The 21492-nt window shown below is 65.4% G+C and carries 18 protein-coding genes; 9 read left to right on the top strand and 9 right to left on the bottom strand.

Annotated elements, in window-relative coordinates; genetic code table 11:
* The first annotated feature begins 1 nt into the window (after position 1).
* The 4 genes from AB0C34_RS20380 to AB0C34_RS20365 all read left to right on the top strand — a co-directional run bounded on the left by AB0C34_RS20380 (position 2) and on the right by AB0C34_RS20365 (position 5908).
* The gene (locus tag AB0C34_RS20380; RefSeq protein ID WP_357075020.1) at positions 2-1084 is read left to right on the top strand and encodes an amidohydrolase family protein; all 1083 of its coding nucleotides are present in this window, start codon (positions 2-4) and stop codon (positions 1082-1084) included.
* A 90-nt stretch (positions 1085-1174) separates the two neighbouring features.
* Positions 1175-2398, top strand: coding sequence for an RtcB family protein (locus tag AB0C34_RS20375; RefSeq protein ID WP_357075018.1), 1224 nt, complete (start codon positions 1175-1177; stop codon positions 2396-2398).
* Between the two features lie 154 nt (positions 2399-2552).
* On the top strand, positions 2553-3482 hold the full coding sequence (locus AB0C34_RS20370) for an alpha/beta hydrolase (RefSeq protein ID WP_357075015.1): 930 nt from the start codon (positions 2553-2555) through the stop codon (positions 3480-3482).
* 302 nt (positions 3483-3784) lie between these two features.
* Positions 3785-5908, top strand: a complete 2124-nt coding sequence (locus AB0C34_RS20365) for a DEAD/DEAH box helicase (protein ID WP_357075012.1) — start codon at positions 3785-3787, stop codon at positions 5906-5908.
* Between the two features lie 195 nt (positions 5909-6103).
* Here the strand turns inward: AB0C34_RS20365 and AB0C34_RS20360 are convergent, their stop codons facing one another.
* The 7 genes from AB0C34_RS20360 to AB0C34_RS20330 form a co-directional block, all read right to left on the bottom strand.
* The gene (locus AB0C34_RS20360; protein WP_357075009.1) at positions 6104-7180 is read right to left on the bottom strand and encodes a nucleoside-diphosphate kinase; all 1077 of its coding nucleotides are present in this window, start codon (positions 7178-7180) and stop codon (positions 6104-6106) included.
* A gap of 170 nt (positions 7181-7350) precedes the next feature.
* Complete coding sequence (locus tag AB0C34_RS20355; protein WP_357075006.1) at positions 7351-7995, bottom strand: hypothetical protein; 645 nt, start codon at positions 7993-7995, stop codon at positions 7351-7353.
* A gap of 41 nt (positions 7996-8036) precedes the next feature.
* Positions 8037-8954: a diiron oxygenase gene (locus tag AB0C34_RS20350; RefSeq protein ID WP_357075003.1), complete on the bottom strand. Its 918-nt coding sequence runs from the start codon at positions 8952-8954 to the stop codon at positions 8037-8039.
* Positions 8955-9325: 371 nt separating this feature from the next.
* Positions 9326-9604, bottom strand: a complete 279-nt coding sequence (locus tag AB0C34_RS20345; RefSeq protein WP_357075001.1) for a PqqD family protein — start codon at positions 9602-9604, stop codon at positions 9326-9328.
* Positions 9601-10359: a nucleotidyltransferase domain-containing protein gene (locus AB0C34_RS20340; RefSeq protein WP_357074998.1), complete on the bottom strand. Its 759-nt coding sequence runs from the start codon at positions 10357-10359 to the stop codon at positions 9601-9603. Before AB0C34_RS20340 ends, AB0C34_RS20345 begins: the two co-directional genes overlap by 4 nt.
* A gap of 20 nt (positions 10360-10379) precedes the next feature.
* Complete coding sequence (gene asnB / locus AB0C34_RS20335) at positions 10380-12581, bottom strand: asparagine synthase (glutamine-hydrolyzing) (RefSeq protein WP_357074996.1); 2202 nt, start codon at positions 12579-12581, stop codon at positions 10380-10382.
* A gap of 46 nt (positions 12582-12627) precedes the next feature.
* On the bottom strand, positions 12628-13899 hold the full coding sequence (locus AB0C34_RS20330) for an MFS transporter (protein ID WP_357074993.1): 1272 nt from the start codon (positions 13897-13899) through the stop codon (positions 12628-12630).
* A gap of 937 nt (positions 13900-14836) precedes the next feature.
* Between AB0C34_RS20330 and AB0C34_RS20325 the strand changes: the two genes are divergently transcribed.
* Both AB0C34_RS20325 and AB0C34_RS20320 read left to right on the top strand, forming a co-directional pair.
* Positions 14837-15880, top strand: coding sequence for a nucleoside-diphosphate kinase (locus AB0C34_RS20325; protein ID WP_357074990.1), 1044 nt, complete (start codon positions 14837-14839; stop codon positions 15878-15880).
* Positions 15855-17183, top strand: coding sequence for a hypothetical protein (locus tag AB0C34_RS20320; protein WP_357074987.1), 1329 nt, complete (start codon positions 15855-15857; stop codon positions 17181-17183). The genes AB0C34_RS20325 and AB0C34_RS20320 overlap by 26 nt, the downstream gene beginning before the upstream one ends.
* A 37-nt stretch (positions 17184-17220) precedes the next feature.
* Here the strand turns inward: AB0C34_RS20320 and AB0C34_RS20315 are convergent, their stop codons facing one another.
* Both AB0C34_RS20315 and AB0C34_RS20310 read right to left on the bottom strand, forming a co-directional pair.
* Positions 17221-17529: a hypothetical protein gene (locus tag AB0C34_RS20315; protein WP_357074985.1), complete on the bottom strand. Its 309-nt coding sequence runs from the start codon at positions 17527-17529 to the stop codon at positions 17221-17223.
* Positions 17526-17765, bottom strand: coding sequence for a DUF6364 family protein (locus AB0C34_RS20310; protein ID WP_357074982.1), 240 nt, complete (start codon positions 17763-17765; stop codon positions 17526-17528). Before AB0C34_RS20310 ends, AB0C34_RS20315 begins: the two co-directional genes overlap by 4 nt.
* 70 nt (positions 17766-17835) lie before the next feature.
* Here AB0C34_RS20310 and ligD point away from each other — a divergent pair, with 70 nt between their 5' ends.
* From ligD to AB0C34_RS20295, 3 genes are all read left to right on the top strand, one after another.
* The gene (ligD, locus tag AB0C34_RS20305; protein WP_357074980.1) at positions 17836-18810 is read left to right on the top strand and encodes a non-homologous end-joining DNA ligase; all 975 of its coding nucleotides are present in this window, start codon (positions 17836-17838) and stop codon (positions 18808-18810) included.
* 144 nt (positions 18811-18954) lie between these two features.
* Positions 18955-19905, top strand: a complete 951-nt coding sequence (locus tag AB0C34_RS20300; RefSeq protein WP_357074977.1) for a D-isomer specific 2-hydroxyacid dehydrogenase family protein — start codon at positions 18955-18957, stop codon at positions 19903-19905.
* Between the two features lie 485 nt (positions 19906-20390).
* Positions 20391-21485: a methyltransferase gene (locus AB0C34_RS20295; protein WP_357074975.1), complete on the top strand. Its 1095-nt coding sequence runs from the start codon at positions 20391-20393 to the stop codon at positions 21483-21485.
* The last annotated feature ends 7 nt before the right edge of the window (positions 21486-21492 follow it).

The following is a 21492-nucleotide window of genomic DNA, read 5'->3' as shown; positions in this document are numbered from 1 at the left end:
CGTGCTCACCGACGGTGTTCAGCTCACCGACCAGCACTGCCACGGTGTGGTCACCGACACCCTGGATCGGCCCCGTTTCGAACGACTGCTCGGCGAAGGCGCCCGAGGCAGTTTCGATTCCGCGATCGGGCTCGCGGTGCGTCGCTGGTGCGCGCCCGCCCTCGACCTGCCCGCGCATGTCGGCGCGGATGTGTACTTGCGACACCGCGCCGGACTGGGCGGACCCGAGGTCGCCGCACGGCTGCTGCGCGCGACCGGCGTCACCCGCTGGTTCCTGGATACCGGTATCGGCGGTGGCACCGAAAATTTCGCCCGGCTGGTGAACGGTACGGTCCGCGAGATCGTGCGTGTGGAAGACGTGGCCGAACAAGTCGTTGCCCAAATCGGCCCGGTATCGGGCGTCTACGACCGGATCGAAGCGGAGCTGTGGGCGCGGGCACGCAACGCCGTGGGGTTGAAGACGATCGTGGCCTACCGGTGCGGTCTCGACTTTCCGCTGCGCGATCGGCCGCCGACGAGCTTCGCGCCCGAACGCAGACTCACCGATCCGCACCTGCTCGGCTGGCTGATCGGTCTCGCCGCGCGCATCGGCGCCGAACTCGGCCTCCCGTTGCAATTCCACACCGGATTCGGCGACCCGGATCTTCGACTGCACCGGTCCGACCCGTTGCTGCTCACCGACTTTCTGCGCAGGACCGCCGGCACCGGGCTCTCGGTGCAGCTGCTGCACTGCTGGCCCTACCACCGTCATGCCGCCTACCTCGCGCACGCCTTCGAGCACGTCCACCTCGATCTCGGCCTCACCATCCCGTACGTGGGACATCGTGCCGGCGCCGTGCTCGCCGAGACGCTGGAACTCGCCCCGTTCCGCGCGCTGTGCTACTCCTCGGACGGCTACGGACTGCCGGAACTGCACTACCTCGGCGCCCTGCTCTGGCGGCGCGGGCTCGGCGCGTTGGTCGACGAGTGGATCGCCGACGACGCGATCACCACCGCCGACGCCGAACGCCTGGTTCTCGCGGTCGCACACGGGAACGCCGAGCGTGCCTACCGCGCGGCGCTCGACCCGCCCAACGCCGACTGAGGCAGCGGTTTCCGGCCGCTCGATATTCGGGTGCGGTGCGTGCCTTCGATGCCTACCGTTGATCACGAAGGCAACGAGAGGATCGAGACCATGTTCCCCGTCGAGCTGCGCGGCACCAGGGCGCAGACACTGATGTGGGCCGACGAGGACGACGTCGGCCAGGCAGCGCTCCAACAGCTGCGCAACATCGCCGCGCTGAAGTGGGTCCACGGCGTCCGGGTGATGCCGGATGTACACCTCGGCAAGGGCGCCACGGTGGGTTCGGTGATCGCGATGAAGGACGCGGTGTCACCCGCCGCGGTCGGCGTCGATATCGGGTGCGGCATGGAGAGCGTGCGCACCGATCTCACCGCCGCCGACCTGCCGGACAACCTGCATTCGCTGCGGTCCCGGATCGAGGCGGCGGTGCCGGTCGGCTTCCATGCACACCGGGACGCCGTCAGTGTGCCGAAGCTCGGCGCCGAGGTGGCCGCGCTCGGCGCGAGCACCGCGACGCTGCGCGCCGGCTGGGATCGGTTCTGGGGTTCGTTCGCCGCACTCGACGACCGCGTACAGGCACGAGAGTCCAAGGCGCACAAGCAGATGGGCACGCTAGGCGGCGGAAACCACTTCATCGAGGTCTGCCTCGATCAGGACGACCGGGTGTGGATCCTGTTGCACTCCGGCAGCCGCAACATCGGCAAGGAACTCGCCGAGCGGCACATGGCGATCGCGCGAACGCTCCCGCACAACGTCGATCTGCCGGACCGCGATCTGGCGGTTTTCGTCACCGGAACGCCGGAGATGGTGGCGTATCGGCGCGACCTCGGCTGGGCGCAGGAGTACGCCGCGCGTAACCGCGCGGTGATGCTCGCCCTGGTGTGTCGCGCGGTGCGCGACGAATTCGCCGAGCGCAAGGTGCGTTTCGAACAGCCGATTTCGTGTCATCACAACTATGTGGCGGAGGAACTGGTCGACGGCATACCGATGCTGGTGACCCGCAAGGGCGCCGTGCGCGCGGGCGACGGTGATCTGGCGTTGATCCCCGGCTCCATGGGCACCCGCTCGTATGTGGTGCGCGGCAAGGGTAATCCGGCCTCGTTCCAGTCGGCCTCGCACGGTGCGGGGCGGCGGATGAGTCGCAACGCGGCCAAGAAGCAGTTCACCGTCGCCGATCTCATCGCCCAGACCGAGGGCGTCGAGTCACGCAAGGACGCGGGCGTCGTGGACGAGATCCCCGCGGCCTACAAAGACATCGATGAGGTGATCGCCGCGCAGCGCGATCTGGTCGATGTCGTGGCGACGCTGCGCCAGGTGCTGTGCGTGAAAGGATGAATACGCGCGAGATCTCGCGCCGGGTGAGCGGTACTCGCCTGGTGCGAGATCGGCAGGTGTTCAGCGCCTGCGTTGAATAGCCGCGATGCCGGCCGCTATCACCAGCCCTTCCGATGACGCGCGAAACCGTCGATCGACCCGATACCATCCGACTATGCCCTGGCGGCCGTCGTTCTTCTCGCCCCCGGCGGATTCGGACCCGGAAGCCGGTCCGCCGCATATCAGCGGCGTGCGGCGATCGTTCGTCACCGCGCGAGGCGTCCGTTTCCACGTCACCGAGGCGGGGCCCGTCGACGGGCGTCCGGTGCTCGCACTGCACGGCTGGCCACAGCATCACTACGCCTACCGCCACCTGCTCGCGGATCCGCCGGACGGACTGCGGATCATCGCACCGGACCTGCCGGGATACGGCTGGTCGGGTCCCGCTCCGCACCGATGGACGAAGGAAGACGTCGCATCGGACGTAGTAGCCCTGCTCGACGCGCTCGGCCTCGATCGCGTCCTGTTGGTCGGACACGACTGGGGCGGCTACATCAGCCACCTGCTCGTGCTGCGGGCGCCGGAGCGGTTCGACGCGCTGCTCGCGCTGAACATCGCCCATCCGTGGCAGACGCCGCGCGGTTTCCTCCCACACGCATGGCGGTTCCTGGTCTATCAACCGCCGGTCGCGGCGTTCGGCAAGTACTTGCATCAGCGCACGCGGTTCCTCGAACATCTGATCTTCTCCAAGGGAGTGCGCAATCGCGACGAGTTCGGCCCCGAGGTAGTTCGGAGTTACGCCGACCGCTTCCGCGATCCGGACTGCGCGCGAACCGCGACCGACACTTACCGCACCTTTCTGCTGCACGAAGTGCCCCGGGCCGCGGGACACGGCGAACGACGCCACGCGACCGTTCCGATCCGCGCCCTGTTCGGCGTCGAGGATGCGGCGATCCACCCGTCGCTCGCCGCCGAGGAGACAGCACGAGCCGACGACTACCGCCTGGAGCTCGTGGCGAACTGCGGCCACTTCATCGCCGAGGAGCGGCCCGATCTGGTCCGCGCCCGATTGGTCGAATTGGCCGCGGCGACCAGGTCCGATTGACCTTCGCTGTCGCTGAGGCAGGCGAGTGAGGCCCACCAGGTTCCTCTCGCGCCGGAGATACGACGACGTGAACCCAACGGTTCGCGGCGTATGGGTTCACACACAGCGAGCCGTGGTGACCGGCGCGCAGGCGGATACCGTTTCGTGCCCGCGGCGGCACCGTCGCCGTGGCGTTGCACCCTGGTCGAAGGCTGGCCCGCGAGCTCGGCGAGGTGCGCCACCGTGACGGTGCACGGTCGTGGCACGCTGCCTCCGCGTCGGTTCCGTCGGCGGTGTCGGTAGCGTCGGGCACGATGAAGCGCATGACCACGGCGACCGATGTCCCTGAGATCGATCTCACCGCCCCTGACCTACGCGAACGCGCGGAGCACCTGCTGCGCGAATTGGCCGGGTCCGGCGCGCGGCTGCGGGAAGACCAGTGGACGGCTATCGAGGCGCTGGTCGTCCGGCGGCGCAGGGCGCTGGTCGTGCAGCGTACCGGCTGGGGTAAGTCCGCGGTCTACTTCATTGCGGCCAAGTTGTTGCGGCGGGCCGGTCGCGGGCCGACGGTGATCGTCTCGCCGCTGCTGGCGCTCATGCGCAACCAGGTAGCGGCGGCCCAACGCGCCGGGGTGGTCGCCGCGACCATCAACTCGGGCAACGTCACCGAATGGGACGAGATTCACGCGCAGGTCGCCGCGGGGGCGGTCGACGTGCTGCTGGTCAGCCCGGAGCGGCTGAACAATCCGGACTTCCGTGACCAGGTGCTACCCAGACTCGCGGCGGACGCCGGGCTGGTCGTGATCGACGAGGCGCACTGCGTATCGGACTGGGGCCATGATTTTCGGCCGGACTATCGGCGCATCCGCACCCTGATCGCCGATCTCGGTTCGGACGTGCCGGTGCTGGCGACCACGGCGACCGCCAACGACCGGGTGGTCACGGACGTCGCCACCCAGATCGGCACCGACACCCTGGTGCTGCGCGGCACGCTCGATCGCGAGTCGCTGCATCTGTCGGTGGTCGGATTCGACGACGCGGTGGAACGCACCGCATGGCTCAGCGGCCAGCTGCACCGGTTGCCCGGCTCCGGGATCGTCTACACACTGACCGTCGCCGCCGCGCACGATCTGGCCGACGTGCTGAACTCGCACGGCCACACGGTCGCCGCCTACACCGGGCAGACCGATCCGGCCGAACGCGAGGCACTGGAAGCCGCGCTGCTGAACAACGAAGTGAAGGCGCTCATCGCGACCTCCGCGCTGGGTATGGGATTCGACAAACCCGACCTCGGGTTCGTCGTGCATGTCGGCGCGCCCTCCTCCCCCATCGCTTACTACCAGCAGGTCGGGCGCGCTGGTCGCGGCACCGACCGCGCCGAAGTGGTCCTGCTGCCCGGCGCGGAGGACACGCGGATCTGGAGCTACTTCGCGTCGGTCGCCTTTCCGCGCGAACACCTCGTGCACGCGGTGCTCGACGCGCTGGATTTCGACCGGGCACTGTCCACCGCGGCGCTGGAGCCGCTGGTGGAACTCAACCGCTCCCGGCTGGAGATGGTGCTGAAGGTACTCGACGTGGACGGCGCGGTGCGCCGGGTGCGCGGTGGTTGGATCCGCACCGGTCAGCCGTGGACCTACGACACCGAGCGCTACGAACGCCTCGCGGTCGCCCGCGAGAGCGAACAGCAGGCGATGCTCGACTATCAGTCGACCTCCGAGTGCCGGATGGAGTTCCTCCGCCGTCAACTCGACGACCCTGGACTTCCCGCGTACCAGCCGGATTCGCCCGGCTGTGGACGCTGCGACAACTGCACCGGCACCCGTCCCGACCGCAGCGTGGCCGCCGATTCGCTCGCCGCGACGAGGGCTCGCCTCGATCGCCCCGGCATCGACCTCGCCCCGCGCAAGCAGTGGCCGACCGGCATGGCGAAGCTCGGAATCCCCTTGTCCGGCAAGATCACCGGTGGCGCCGAGACCGGCCGCGTGCTCGGCCGGCTCAGCGACCTGGGCTGGGGACAGCGGCTACGGGCGCTGCTCGACAAACCGGATGATCCGATCCCCGACGCGGTCTTCGACGCATGCGTCGCGATACTGCGCGAATGGGATTGGGCGGCACGCCCCACCGCGGTGCTGGCGTTGGAATCCCCGCGCTATCCCGTACTGACCGCGACCCTCGCCGCCAGGCTCGCCGAGGTCGGCCGCCTGCGCGATCTCGGAACGCTACGGACCCGGCCGGACCGGCCACCGGTCTCCGCGGCGAATTCCGCGCATCGCGTCGCGGGATTGTGCGACTCGTGGGATATCCCCGACCTCACCGCTGTCGCGGGCCCGATCCTGCTGGTGGACACCCGCACCGACACCGGTTGGACGTTCACCGTCGCCGCGCACGCGCTGCGTGCCGCCGGAGCGGACGCGATCCTGCCGTTCGCGCTGGCTACGCCGACGTAGCGGCGGGCAGGGCCTGCTCGGGCGTCCGCCTCATGATCAGGTGCCTGCGGGCACGGATCGACCCGGTGTCCGGCGTGACCCCCGAGCACAGCGCACTGGTATGGCGAACACGTTGGCGCACAACAACATCCGTATACTCACCGGCTGAGCGCAGCCCGCGAGACCTGGTGCCGAGGTATGCGGCGTCGACCGACGTCAGGACAATGTCGCACTACTTGGGCACCCGCGGGAAAACCTCAGCGAAAGCCATTCCGTCTCCAACACAAGCCGGTCTCGGACGTCCAGAGTGATATTCGCTGCCGAAGCCGACCGATTCAAGGAATCGAGACCGAATGGCATGCCGAATAGCGCGTGCTCAACATCGTCGAAAAGGGAGAGAAGACCCCGCATCGGAACGAGAGATGCCTGAAGCAACGGGTGAACAGGGCTGAAACGGGCACGGAACGCGTGCAGTGCTTGGACGGGTCGAGCTGGGTCCTGTCGCTGTGCCCATTCCATCTCCGCGGCAAGCAGGTACTCGACCTCAGCGAGCCGGCCTGTTCGCGACGACATCGGGGTGCCGATGTGCCGCAACAGTTCTGCGCGCAACGCGATCGCCACATGGGCCAGCGATATTCCTCCGGGGATGGCAGCTGTCGGAATCCCGGCCAATGCCTCGTCGAGACCCGGCGGGGAAGAAGAGCCGGACAGTGAGTCGGATACGCATCGCCACAGGGTCGCCAACTCGGTATCGGTCAGCATCACTGCGCATTCCCGCATCACCTCGACGGGCCCATCCGAGGTGTGCACGAGATTGTTGAACATGTTCGCCGCACCCAGGTGGGTTCTGAGATGTTCGGGCGAGCAGCGGTGCGGATTCGAAGGCCCCTTGAGCGTTCGAAGCCGGGACGCGAGCGGCAGGCCATCCACCTCCGTCCCGGTGACCAGGACCAGGAGGCATGGCCCGCTGGTCATTAGGTCGCAGACGATGCGCACACGCTCCGCGTCGTATTCGACGGGTTGGTACTTCCAGATCCGTCGGACTTGCCCTCGATCGAGACGGACACGGCAAACATATCCGACACTGAATCCATGAGCGGTGAGCCATTTCAGCCCGGCACGAACGCGAGCCGCGCGCAGCGCAAGTGGGGAGAACAGCAACATCGCAACCGAGTTCGCGGCGGCTGCCTCGTCCACACCGAGCGCCTGCCTCGCCGCGGCGAATCCTCGAATGAAGTCTTGGTCATGCCGGTAGCGTGTGAAGCCATCCATACTGATGCTTGTTGACGTCATGTTCGCTTTCCAAACGGTGAACTGGGTTCATCTCTCGCCGACAGCGAGCACATTGAGCGACCCCGGGCGTCGCACGGGAGAATACGCCCACCGACGCATGAGTACGCGCCGGTCAGCGACAAGCCGAATCGCCGGGTTAGACACGCGAACCGATATCGCTCGGCACCGGATCAGCCGCGGATAGCGGCGGCTCGGCGACCGACCTCGGCGTGATCGAGAACCTCCCCGTCCAGGACGATTCCAGCAAACTCTATCAACGGGATGCGCTCGAACGACGGTGTCCCCAACGTGGAAAACACTGCTTCTGGCACGAGTTTCAGAGATGTGGTGACGACTACCGTCGGGAGGCGTGCTGCCAAAGGCCGAGTTCCCTGGATGTTCAACACGGTAGTTGGACCGATAGCGTCAGCTCCGGCGACAGCGGCGCGTGCTGGGCCGCCCGTAACCCGGCCGCCGAGTCGCGCCAGCACTTGGCTGACGATCGAACTACTCGGCGCGGACGCAACCGGACCGGGATACGAAGATAACCATGCCACCGCGGCTTCCACACTCTTCTCGACCGAACGGTCCAACTCGAGGCGGATGGCTCTGAGCGCATCAGTCGGCCGGTCACCGCGGGCGGCATTCGAAATGTGCCAAATCGGCGCATAACCCGGGAGTCGTCGAGTAAGCCAGGTGGCGGCCTGTTGGAGTAGCTGTTGGTCGTGACTCATCTCCAACAGGCCATCGATCACCAGGCGTGCCACCCCGGACGCGCCGGCCGTCCTTGTGATGAGGGCTTCTTGTATCGAGTTCGGAAGGGTGGACTCGTCCATCGCTGTCATTCCTCCGGTAGATGATGCGGGCTTGATCGGACTCAGCCGTTTGCTCGACGTGATCGCCGTTGGCCGCCATTGTCGGCGCATCCACTCGACGAGGTTGCTGGCTCTGCCAGGAGGCCAGCGGCGAGGAACGCCTCATTGGTCGCGGGATCGTCGAGCGCGCCGACATCGCGGAAGCTGCGTATGGTCGAGCGGGCGGCATGTCGGACGCCGTAGACGTCGGATCGCACGGGGTAACAGTCGCCGAGGATCTCGGCTACTTCGGGCTGTGTGAAACCCGAGGCCGTAAGCGTCGCGGCGACCGCGCGGAGATCGGGGCGCAGGAACGCACTCACAAGTTCAGGGATGCGCGGCCCGATGATCTGCCGTTCACGTTTCGGCAATTGCGGCCACAGATACCGTAAGAAGTTTCGGAAGTAGGCGTGGTGCCGTCCCTCATCAGCCGCATGATCGGCGACCAGTGCGCGAACCGGCCCCGGTAGCCTCGCGTCGTTGGGAATCTCCGATAACAGGGCGGAGACGAGGGTCTCGCTTACCGTGGCGGCGACCAGATCGAGGGCACGTCGAGTGCCTGGTGTGTACACGTCGCGGATGCTGTCCAGCAGACACACAAAATTCGGCTCAACCATGGCTGTCGCTGAGACTCCACTGCAGCGCTCGACCTCTTCGATGAAGTCATAGGAGAACTGCGCATGCCAGGCCTCGTCGGTCGTTATCTTGAATGCGTCCGCGAGCATTTCCTTCGGCACCTCTACCCCGCTGCGATTGCTCGAGATCTGCGCTGTCACCGGCAAAATGGAGACCTGTTCCAGCACTGTCGTGAAATGAAGGTATTGGTACAGCGAATGCAAGAGGATGCGATGCCTGACCTCTGGACCTCGACTATCGACGAGGGGATGCCACACGGCCAGCACGAACTCTGGCGGAAAGAATAAGGAGCGGGGATCTTCCATTTCCATCGTTCGACGGGACTTGTTTCTTACACTTGCCCGCCTCTCCCAGTTGCCGAATTTGCTGTCGTACGAGTCCGGCATGCCCGCAACGCCTTTTTCCACACCGTCGGAAGAACTAGCCGATCCCATGATTCACCTGCTCCCGCGTGTTGCCGATGGCTTCGTCGGTGGCGACACCGCGCTCGCCGATCCAGAAATTCGCCGGTGCCATCGGTCTGTCTGGCGCTGTCGGTGTCGCACGATCGACACGACTGACCTGGTGAATTTCGGGAGTCTCCCGTTGGCCGGCGACGAGCAGTGCGTCAGGTCCTGGCCCGACTCCGATCACCAGCCGCACGTGCGGTAAGCGTCATCGACCGACATGGTTGCGATCACGAGTCCAGGTCGACAACTTGTGCCTCGACGAGTTCCTCGATAAGTTCGGCTGCATCATCCGTGGCCATATCTGCGGGAATCTCGTATTTCTCGGCAACCAATGCACCGATCTGGCCGACGGTCCGTCTGCCGTCGATACTGCGGAAAATGAACTCCGCCGACTCGCTCAACTCGAGTTTGTGTTCCTGGCTCGCGACCAACAGCTTGCCTCGAAACTTCCGCATGCGGGCAGTGAGCCGTAGTCGTGGTGTGGCATGCGGGGTGATCGGGCTCATATTTCCACCTCCATACTGATTTTCTTACAGAGTGACACCACGCGATGCACCCATTCCGCCGACTGGAGCGGGTCGTAGTCGCGCATGGTCTCAATGGACCAGTAGTCCTCGAACGACAGCGGTAAAGAGGCGAGGAGTTCGAGCTTGTACGGACGCCACTTGACCCCCGCGTCGTGTTCCCGACGTCCGAGCAGCATGGCATCCACGGCGAAGCCGAAAGCCTGCCGCGCTGACAACACGGCGCCCTCGGTTTGACCGACGGCGAGCAGGCCGACCGCGTCCTCGGCCGCACCATCGGCATCATTGAGGAACTGGAGGGTCAGGAATGACCAGAAAGCGCTGTCCTCGAGCTGTCGGCGCCGACGCTGAACCCAATCGTCACCACCGAGGGGGACGCAGGTGCGTAGGCGGCTGAGGAAAAGGCTTTCATCCACAACGAGCCTCGCGCCGACCTTACGGTCGTTGTCGAATGCCGCCCAGGTGACCTTGCCGAATAGTTCGTCCACTTGACTGTCCAGCCAGTACTTGACTTCCCAGCGCCGGCCCTCGTGGTGGAAGGTCACCGTCTGCAAGGTGCCCGGGGCAAGCGGGACATTCAAGTCCATCGCCCGATCATCGGTAAAACGCTCGGTGGACACCAGAACCAGGTCGATGTCGCTGGTGGCGTGGGCCCAGCCGCGCGCCATCGATCCGACGAGGAATATCGCCAGTTCAACAGGCGGGATCAAACCACGTTGTCGCAGGACCGCGACCATATCGGGCAGATTCTCGATGGTCATGCCGGCATTCCTTGCAGTAGGCCAGCATCAATGCTGGCAAGAAGCATTTCTTCGACGGATGCATACGGGTGGCCGCAGAGGTCGAGCAGCTCGCCGAGCGTGCGGTTGCCGTCGACCGTTTGCAAAAAGGCGAACCACGCCGCGTCCACAGACGCATCGACGACGTACTCGAATGCGCCGTCCACGACCAGATACAAGCGGCTCGGGAACTGACGCGCCTGCACCAGAAGGACATTCCCCGAGAAGGCCACCACGTCGTCCGGCGAAGGCCGGCTGTGGTCCCTCACCCGCTCGGCAATCGTCGGTTTCTCGGAATCCCAGTCCTTTATCGAGATAGCCGTCAGCACGGCACGCTGCGGCGCGTCCAGCGGCACAGCGGGAAGCTGACGTGTCATTTTGTCGAGGAGACCGAGGTTGACAAGGCTGAGCAGCGACTGGACATCTGCGGGTTGCCGTTCGGAGCGCAACCTGCTCAGCATGGCGCGCGCCGCGTCCGGGCGCAGGAACTGTCGCGCGCCCGGTGCGGCGAGCGCCTCTTCGAGCAACGCGCAGTCTTGTTGGCTGAGCAGGCGAACGATCATGCGGTGGGTGAAACCGGCACCCTCGCCCCAGATGAACGCCCCCTTCGGCCTAGCGGCAATCTCGCCGGGAACGATGTCGCGCACCGCCTCGCGCAGGATTTTCTTGTCCCAGAGCAGTCCGGCACGTTGACGCGGGGGAATCCTCATGAGCAACTCGATAATTCGATGGTCGAGGAAGGGCACCCTGGCCTCGATCCCGTTGCCTGCCGCGGTGCGATCGTCGTGCCAGCAGTTGTACTGCTGTAGGTAGCGATGGCGCGAAGCGACGTAGGCTGGGTACGGGTCGACAAGGGGGCCGGTCGCATGACTGCCGAGCAAGGCACCCTCGAGCAGTGGGCTGTCCCCGCACTCCCACCATGGGGCTACAGCGGGCGTTTTGTGTAGAGCGGCGTTCCTGGCCATCTGCCGGATCCCCGACTCGAATCCAGCCCAATCCTCACCCACGTTGAACACGGTGGAGAACCCGCCGTTGTACTCGTCGGCGCCGGCACCGAGTAGCATGCCCCGCAACTGTGGACGCGCCTGCTTGGCATACCGGTACAGCTCGTACTTGTAGTACTGCTCCGGGCCGCACAGCGGCGTCTCCAGCAGCCACAGCAACCGCTTCCACTCGTCAACCGTCGGCACGGTCTTCGCGTCGAAAACCAGTTGATGGTTTGGCATTCCCAGTGTCGACGCGGCACGGTGGCCGAACTCGGAATCCCCTGTCACCAGGGTGCCGCCGCTGAGCACAGTGAAGGTATGGATGGGACTTCCCGCGGCGGCAGCGAGCGCGGCCACAGCTGTGGAATCGATGCCACCGCTGAGGAACAAGCCCAACTCGGCGTCAGCGGTCGCGGCGTCGCGCACCGCACCGGTCAGCAGATCGCGATAGGTGCGAACGAACTGCTCATCCGAGATGTCTGCCTCGCCTTCGAAGCTCGGAAGACTCCAGTACTGGTGCCGGTCCACCTCCCCGTTGCGCAGGTCGATGGACACAACGGAGCCCGCGGGGACGATGTCGATTCCCCGGAACCAGGTGTTGACCGGCTCGTCGGTGAGATACGGGGACAGCGTCAAAGACTGGTCGGCCAACGCACCTTCCCAGTCCAACTCTCGGCGACAGCCAGGATGCGCGAACAGCGCTTTGATCTCCGAGGCGAACAGTACGGCGCCGTCGACTCGCGTGTAGTACAGGGGTTTGATGCCGAAGCGGTCGCGGGCGAGCACGAGTCGATTTCGCATCCGGTCCCACAGGGCGATGGCGAACATGCCCACGACTCCGTCGAGGAACCGCACGCCGTCGCGGGCGTAGAGGTGAGCCAGCACCTCACAGTCGGAGTTGGTGCGCGTTCGCACGCCGGCGAGGGACCCGGTCGCCAGTTCTCGGTGGTTGTAAACTTCGCCGTTGGCGATGAGGACCACCTTCCCGTCCTCGCTGAACAGCGGCTGGTCGCCGCTTTCTGGGCCGACCAGCGCCAGCCGCCGGAAACCCAAGCCCACCGGGCCATCCACATACACTTGTTCAGCGTCCGGGCCGCGGTGGCCCACTGCCCGCGACATACCCGCCAGGATCGTGCCGGCACCGGGAGTGAGAGTGTCCGCGCCGACGGCAGCGATGCCCGCTAGTCCGCACATCTGTTGTTCCTATCCCTGAATCTGTCGTCCTGGTACGAGATCGACATCAACCGCTTCCTACCGGCTGCGGCGGAGCGGCTGTCGCATCGTCCATCAGGGCCTGCAGAGCGCGTGGCGACATGAACGCGATCGGCAACGCGCTCAGCAGCATCAGGCCGGACACCACAGACAACGCCACGCGAGGACCCATCAACTGGCCGAGCGATCCGCCGATGAGCGCACCGATCGGCAACACGCCCCAGGAGACGAACCGGACAGTTGCCGTGATCCTGGCCAGCAAGTCGGGCGGCGCGGTCAACTGCCGGATAGTCCGCGCCAACAGACTCACGATCGCAATGCCTACCTCTCGCCCGAGCAGACCGATCACGAATGCCACCAGCCCGACCCCGGCCCGCGATGTGGGCACCAGGAGTCCGAGCAGGGGCCCGGCGATGGCCGCGACCACCAGCACACGCGCACCGCCGACCTTGTCTGCTAGCGATGGGCCCACCGCCGCCCCCAATAGCGCGCCCAGTCCGCCGATAGCAAGCAATATGCCGATCGCCACGGCGGATACGCCGACGTCGCGAAGGAGAAATGGCACGACGAGCGTGTCGAAAGCCGCACCGAAGAGGTTCGAGATTGCCGCGACCACCATGAGCGGGCGAAACATCGGATCGCGCCAGACATAGTCAAGACCCTCCTTGACCTGCGGCAGCATTCGTTGGGGACCGCTTCGCTCAGCTGGTGCCTCGCGCTTGCCCACTCTCGCCAGCAACACCGCAGAAAGCACATAGCTCAGCACGTCGGCCAACAAAGACAACGAAGCGCCCAGCAACTGGATAAGCGCGCCACCCAATGCCGGGCCCGCGGTCCCCGCGGCGGCGTGGCTGGCTTGCATCCTGCCGTTGCCAGCGAGCAATAGTGACGGCTCGACAATGGAGGGCACATAGGATTGGGCGGCGATGTCGAAGAATACCGAGCAGATCCCCACTATCAGAGCAACGATCACGACGTGAGCGACCGTCAAGATGTGCAGAACGTACGCCACGGGGATGGACGCCAACGCCACCGCACGTGCCAGATCGCAGATGATCATCAACGGCCTACGCCTCATGCGCTCGACCCACACGCCTGCGGACAGGCCGAACAACAGCCATGCCCCCAGCCCGGCCGCGGAGATCACGCCCACCTCGAACGTGTTGGCCCGCAACGCCACCAACGCGACGATAGGCAACGCGATCGTAGTCACTGCGGTACCGGCGGCACTGATCGCACTCGCCGCCAGTAAGCGCGCGAAATCACCGCCGAGCCGATTGCCCAGGACCTGCGAGCACATCACCTTAATCCCTTCGAGAGCAGACTGCGCATTGTGGTCGTGGGTGGCCACTCCGCCGAGCAGCCACCCACGTTCACTCGACTCAAATGCTGCCGCGGAGAACCATGCTGCTGGTCACTTGCGTGGTCGCTGGCTTGACATACTTGGTCATCGAGATCACCCTCCTTTCTTCACTGATGCAGAAGGAAGCACACTGATCGCGAGTCATCGTGGGCTGTGCGACAAGCGGATCCCCCAGCGTTCGGGGCAGGACAGATCAGCGACGCCGAGTGACAACCAGCGAGTCGCGCGGTGGTGTCGCCCACACCGGCAATACCAGTCATGAGGCCCGATGCTCTCCTCCACTCCGGCCGAGCGCGGTGTATCGCAACACGGAAAAGTGACATTGTCCGGCAAACTCGTTCTGCTACAGGAGATTCGCAGAGCGGGCCGCCATGTGCGTACCATACCACCTGGTATACCCACGATGAGATCACCGAACCGGCTAACATTTTCGCCGCCACAGCAGCGTGCCCGACCTCCATCGGGTACCAGTCTTCCCCGCGACACACCAAGATTACCGACGGAGCGGAGGACTCGGACACCCCTGCGGCGTAAGGGTTATGGCGACTATTGGGCGCGCCCAGAGTCGGCTAGGAGTGGCACCTCGAGAGGCGTGCGACCACAGTTGTGCGGCCTTTGCGTCCAGTCTCGCGAAATAGCATGCACAGCAACCACTTCCGTGCAATTTCCACGGCCCGCGAGACGACTTCCATGGCAATAGCTTCGAACGATCGGGTCCAGCGACCACCATCACACGCGCCGGGTTCGCGGGGCGCATCCCGGCCAGTATGCGCGAATCCTCTAGCCAGGCAGCCGATTTACGAGAATCCGGATACTGCGCCGAGCGGACCGTCGGATCTTGACGAGAAGGCGGCGGGTGCAGTACGTTTCGGACGTGTATAGTGGTAAATCCACTCCTGCGATTCCTGGCAGCGGGTCCGAAAAACACAACCCAGTGGATGGCGAGGAATCCGAGTCCGGCCGCCTCGTGCCGAATTACTTATCGACCCTCCCGATGAAACGCTCCCTCTATTCGGCTGATTCATACTTTCTCGACAGCATCGAGGACCTTGCCGTAGTCGCCGCTGGCGATTCGTTCAGGCGATTCTGTCGTGATCACGCGCTATTGTTGCTGAAGCCGGATGCAATTGTTTCCCGCCGCGCCTCCGCTGTGCTCCAGTGGGTAACCGATCATGGTTTTTCGATCGTCGGTGCCGTCCCGGTAATGTTTACGCGCCATACCGTGCGAGCGTTGTGGCAGTATGGATTGAACGCCGCCAGTCGTGACCGACGAGACACCGCCGACCTCTACATGACAGCTGGCGAATGCGTTCTGTTGCTGTTGACACAGGCGGGACAGGCCGAGCCGGCAACTGCCACCTTGAGTCGAGCGAAGGGCCCGGCCGAACCTGAGAAGTGCCGTCCTCACCACCTGCGCTACGCGGTGGGCAGTTTCAACTACCAGCTAAATCTGGTCCATGGCGCCGATGAGCCAGCCGACCTGTTGCGTGAGCTCGGCATCCTGTGCGACCACGATCAGCGCCTGAAACTGTTTTCGGCAGCTGTAGCCGACGTGGACGGCACCACAGATGCCTACGCGCTCGTCGACCGTGCCCAGCACAAGGCCCCTGAGGTAGATCTCGACCTGGGTCGCACCCTTGACGAGATCGCTGACGCCGCCGGACATGTCGAGCCCACGAGGATGCCCGATCCAGCTCCGGAACTGGCGAGTCTGATAACTCGGATCCGCGCGGGCGAGTCTCGCGACTGGCGTCAACTATTCAGACTCGCCGAAAAATATCATGTGCAGATCACGGTGTGGCAGCGCATCGTCATTGCGACGCACCTCCTCGACCCCCATATACCGGGAGCGGTGAGCATGCTCCCGGACGCCTCCACCGGAGTAACACCGAATGCCACTGAAATACAACGTCGTTGACGAGATGCCGGGGTTCGCAGTATCCCCCCGAGATCAGCAGGCGCTGATGAAGATCGTGTCTTGGGACCGGACGCCATCCTTCGCCGTGCCGGGTCGAACCGCTTGGTATGTTCTTTCCGAGCCAGTGATCGATCCCATGACGTCGCGCACGCTCGTCGCCGCGAAGATCAAGGGGGTCGGCGCCTGGCACCCCGAATCGGCAGCCCCACCGTCCCACAGCGACGCTGTCGAGCCGGGTGCGCCCACACCTCCATCGAACAGGGCCTATGCAGAAACCACGCGTAATCCTCATTTCGGGGTGGACGCGAACGGTTGTTTCGCGTCAATCTTCAGCGAGCCGGCACCGTACGGCGGAATTACGTTACCGCGCGCGCAACGCGAGTTCGACAACGCGGCGACGCTGTATCGCGCGGGCGCTCCCTCCATCGTTCCGCTAGCTGTCCTCCGATACGACGATGGCAGGTTGTTCGATGAACATCCCCTCGGCGTAGTCATTTCGTTGGCATGGGACGAGAGCCCCTACTCGCTGGACCTTCTTCGGGTGGAGAACCCTGCCGCAACTGCTGAAGAGAGAGCCCACGCCGTCAGTGTGCGTGAGGCACTGGGCTACTCGCCACACCGATGCGACGGGGCGGCCGATCTGTCGGTGCGGGCACTGGTCGGACGGCAGATCGGGATGAGACTCCGCGAATTGGCGCAGGCCCAGCTCTATCGCTATTCCGCGGGCTGGGACAATTTCTATCTCGATCGCCGCAGTAGCACTGTTTACCTGACAGATCTCGATTCGACGCGCGAACTACAGGAACTCCCGAGTCATGTCCAGGGTATGCAGGTCCTGCGCGACCTCGCCGGCGGTATCTATCAGATCGTCAACAAGATCTACCACCCTTCCGCTATCGATGATTACGACTTGCAGACTCTGCTCGATATCGATCCAATGGCCGCAGTTTTAGAAGGGTATTTCGGGATCGATAAACTTCATGCAATGCGCTTGACGCAACCGCTCTGGGCGTACTTCGTGCCGCATTGGTTCTTACTCAAGCGTCATCGCGGGCAAATTCAGGGCTGGTCGATGGAGTCGAAGGCACAGCGTAAGAGCTACAAGATGGAAATGAATGTGTTCTATGCACTCGCAATTCTCGTCCTAGCCGAGACATACCGCACGTTTCGGGAGCGACTCCATTTGCCTCCATGCCCCTCCGACGCCGATCTGCGCCAGCGCATGAGCCAGCTCCTGGGCGACCGTGTGGACCTCTTGGAGTTCTTGGCGGCGCCTACGGTGGAGGTTGTTCCGCCGGACTGATGAACCGTCCGTCCGGGAATGGGGTACCCGCGCACGCTCACAGGCTGAGCGTAGCCCGCAACCTGGCGTCGAGGGATTCGGTCTCGGCCGACGTCAGGACACCGAGCTGCTCGGAAAGCCACGGCCGGTAGGCACGGTGCAACTCCAGGGTGTCCGCCCACCCGTGCTCTGTCTTGGTGGCCAGCACATGGCCCGGGTCCGCGTCGCGCAAGGGAACGACGTTCAGCCACCGGTAGCGCGAAGTGATCACCGCGGAGTCCGATACCAGCACGACGGTCACCCGCCGCGGCAACGGAGTACCGTCGCGCAGCGCGGGGGCATACCGCCAGACGTCGCCGCGCCTCATGCCGCGCCGCGGGCGTCGTTCTCGGCAGCCTGCGTGAGCTGCATGTCGTCGTACGCGGCGGCCTGCTCGGCCTCCTCGTCGACGGCCAGTGCGGTCAGGCTGTCATGCACGAGCGTGGTGCGCAGCGCCGCGTTGATCACCGAGGAAAGGCTCCGATTCTGACGTTCTGCGGCCTCTCTGGCCCATTCGGCCACTTGCGGATCCAACGTGACCGTCACGCGCGTCGCCTTGCTCATACCTGTATGCATACCAGAACGGTGTAGCACTCGAAACCTGATTCGCCCCGCATCGGCTAGGGTCGGATGCGTGGCCGGCAAATCTGCGGCGCCGACGATCGAACTCGAGGTCGGCGGCCGCACGATACGCATCACCAATCCGGACCGGGTCTACTTTCCGGAAACCGGCGCGACCAAACTCGACCTGGTCCAGTACTACCTGAGGGTCGGGGACGGCATCGTCAACGCACTGCGCGACCGGCCGTGCATGCTGCACCGATTTCCCAAGGGACTAGCGGGCGCGAAGGTGCACCAGAAGCGACTGCCCGCGAGCGCGCCGGACTGGATTCGGACTGTGCGGGTGCACTTCCCGCGCTATGACAGATTCGCCGACGAACTGTGTGTCACCGAACCGGCCGATGTCATCTGGGCGGTGCAGATGTCGACAGTCGAGTTCCATCCGTGGAACTCCCGCGCCGCCGACGTCGAGAGCCCCGACGAGTGGCGTATAGATCTGGACCCGATGCCGCAGTGTCCATGGTCGCGGGTGCGGCGGGTGGCCGATGTCGTGCACGAGGTGCTCGACGAACTCGGCGCCGTCGGCTGGCCGAAGACCTCCGGCGGCAAGGGGCTGCACGTCTACGTCCGGATCGCGCCGAACTGGGGATTCCACGACGTGCGCCGCGCCGCGCTCGCGTTCGCCCGCGAAGTCCAGCGACGGGCGCCCGACGAGGTGACCACCACCTGGTGGCGCCGCGATCGCGACCCGAAGTTGCTGTTCGTCGACTACAACCAGAACGCGCGCGACCACACGATCGCCGCGGCGTACTCGGTGCGCGGTGTCCCCGCCGCCACGGTCTCCACCCCGGTGCGCTGGGACGAGATTCCCGACATAGATCCACGCGAGTTCACCATCGCCACCGTCCCCGCCCGCTTCGCCGAGTTCGGCGACCTGCACGCGGGCATCGACGACGCGGTATTCCACCTGGATCGGCTGCTCGAGTGGGCCGCGCGGGACAAGGTCGACACCGAACTGGATGCGCACGCCGATCTGGCCGACAACTAGCCCCCGACCCGACGCGCAGGTGCTGTCCGACACTCCGCCACCCGGCGCTCACGCGACGGTGCTACCGTCGCTGCGGCGACCTCGGGTTGTCCACCCGTTGCACCACAGGCGCCCGAGCCGTACTGCACCGAAGGAGGTCCATCCATGAGCCGGCCGGCAGTTCCGATCGCGATCGGCCCCGCCGAACCTCCCCCCGCGTTGCTGGAGAAGGCGGTGGTCGAGGCGGGCGCCGCCGTGTCCGAACTCGACGATGCTCGCGCCCTGATTTGGGCCGGCGGTCCCGGCGAGTTCCCGGACGAGCTGCCCGCCACCGTCGAATGGGTACAGTTGCCTGCCGCAGGCATCGAGGACTGGTTCACCGCAGGTATCTTCGCCAGGTACCCTACTGTCCGATTCACTTCCGCCGCAGGAGCTTTCGCGGCCAGCGTGGCCGAGCACGCGCTCATGCTGCTGCTCGCGGGCGTCCGCTATCTGCCCGAGCACCTGCGCGCCGCCCGCTGGCGTCAGCAGGACTTCTTTCCGCACGTGGACACACTGCGCGGCAAGACGGTGACCATCGTCGGCGCGGGCGGCATCGGCCGCGCGCTGATCCCGATGCTGATCCCGCTCGGCGCGCACGTGATCGCCATCAACCGCAGCGGGCGCCCCGTCACCGGCCCTGGCATCCCGGAGACCGTCGAGACCCTCGCCACCGAGCATCTCGGCCGAATCTGGCCACGGACCGACCATGTGGTCATCGCGGCGCCCGCCACGCCGGACACCCGGCACCTCGTCGGCGCGGACGAACTCGCCCGACTCAAGCCGTCGTCCTGGATCATCAATGTCGCCCGCGGCAGCCTGGTCGATACCGACGCCTTGGTGACCGCGTTGGCTTCGGGCGCCATCGGTGGCGCCGGCCTCGACGTCACCGACCCCGAACCGCTCCCGGACGGACATCCGCTCTGGGTGCTACCCAATGCCATTGTCACACCGCATGATTCGAATCCGCCGCAGTTACGGTTCGCGGCGTTCGCCGATCATGTCGGTGAGAACGTCATGCGGTTCGTCGCGGGACGCGAGCTGATTGCCCCGATCGATCCCGAACGCGGATATTGAACACGAAAATGCCGCGGCGGCATAACGGTTGCGCGCCAGCGTAACGACTCGGGCGGCGAGCCTCCGCGCAGCCAGCCATGTCCGACGCTTCGGCGTCGGACACGACGAATCGTGGTACCAATCGACGCCGATCAGCGAAAACCGCGGATTGCAGCGATTTCCCAAAGGGCGGAAACCCGCGGCGTGACTCGGCGACGCCCTTCCTCGGCGGCTGATCGCGATTTGCGGCACAGCCGATCACGTTCGGACGCTTGATAATCGGCGTAGCACAGCGAGCCGTTCGGTACCTCCGACACCCGCGGCCCTGACCGGCCGCTGGAACCGTCGTCAGATATCCAGAGCCCGGTCGATAGGTGACGCCGCGCGTCCACAGCCCGCCGCCGTTCCGGGGTCCAGATTCGCGTGTGCGACTCCGGGCGAGCGCTCCCGCGACGTACGCTCCAAGAACACGCGCACAGTGCCGACCTTCGACGGATGGAGTCGCCATGACGTCCGACCGACCGAGAATCCCACCACGACCGCTGGTGCGCGCCATCGAGTCGGTCCGCGCGGTGCTGGCGCTGGCGTTCCGCAAACTGGTGCCGGGGCACATCGCCCTGATGGAGCTGATGGCCGCCGGATGGATCTCGCAGGCGATCCATGCCGCGGCAGCGCTCCAGGTCGCGGATGCGCTCGCGGCGGGACCTCGGACCAACGCGGAACTCGCCGCGGCGGTCGGCGCCGACCAGGACGCGCTGCGGCGGCTGCTACGGCTGCTGATCAGCTACGGCATCTTCACCCAGCGCGCCGACGGCAGGTACGCGCTGACGCCGATGGCACAGGCGCTGCGCCGTGATGCCGAGGTCTCGCTGCGCGACGCGATGCTGTTCTTCGGCTCGACGGGCCACCGCAACCACTGGTCACACCTCGTCGACGCCGTCCGCACCGGCCGACCCGTCGGCGAGAAGCTCTACGGCATGCCGTTTTTCGACTACGTGCGGCACGATCGCGAACTCGGCACGCTGTTCGACCGTGCGATGACCAGTATCAATACCCTGGCGATGGAACCGCTGTTGGCCGCCTACGACTTCGGCCGCCACGCGACCATTGTCGACGTGGGCGGCGGTGAGGGCGCTCTGCTCACCGAAATCCTGCGCCGCGCACCGCACTCGCACGGGATCCTGTTCGATCTGCCCGAGGTGGTGGCATCCGCGCCCACCCGATTCACCGAACTCGGCCTCGCCGATCGCTGCACCGCCGAAGGCGGATCGTTCTTCGACGCCGTCCCGAAGGGCGGCGACGCCTATATTCTCAAACACATCGTGCACGACTGGGCCGAACCGGAGACGAGCCGAATCCTGCGCACCGTGCGCGCGGCCATGGCGCCCGACGCACGACTGCTGATCATCGAGCTGGTCGTCCCCGAGCACACGGCCCCGCACCCGAGCAAGTTCATCGACCTGGAGATGCTGGTCAACGCGGGTGGACGGGAACGAACCGAGTCCGAGTACCGTGACCTCCTGGCCCGCCACGGATTTACGTTGACCAGGCTGGTCCCGACCATCTCCCCCGACAACGTGCTGGTGGCCGTACCGAGCTAGTATCCCG

Origin of the sequence: Nocardia sp. NPDC049220, assembly GCF_040647855.1 — a bacterium.
GTDB lineage: Bacteria > Actinomycetota > Actinomycetes > Mycobacteriales > Mycobacteriaceae > Nocardia.
The sequence above is the reverse complement of the archived record's forward strand: the minus strand, read 5'-3'. Positions and strand labels throughout refer to the sequence as shown.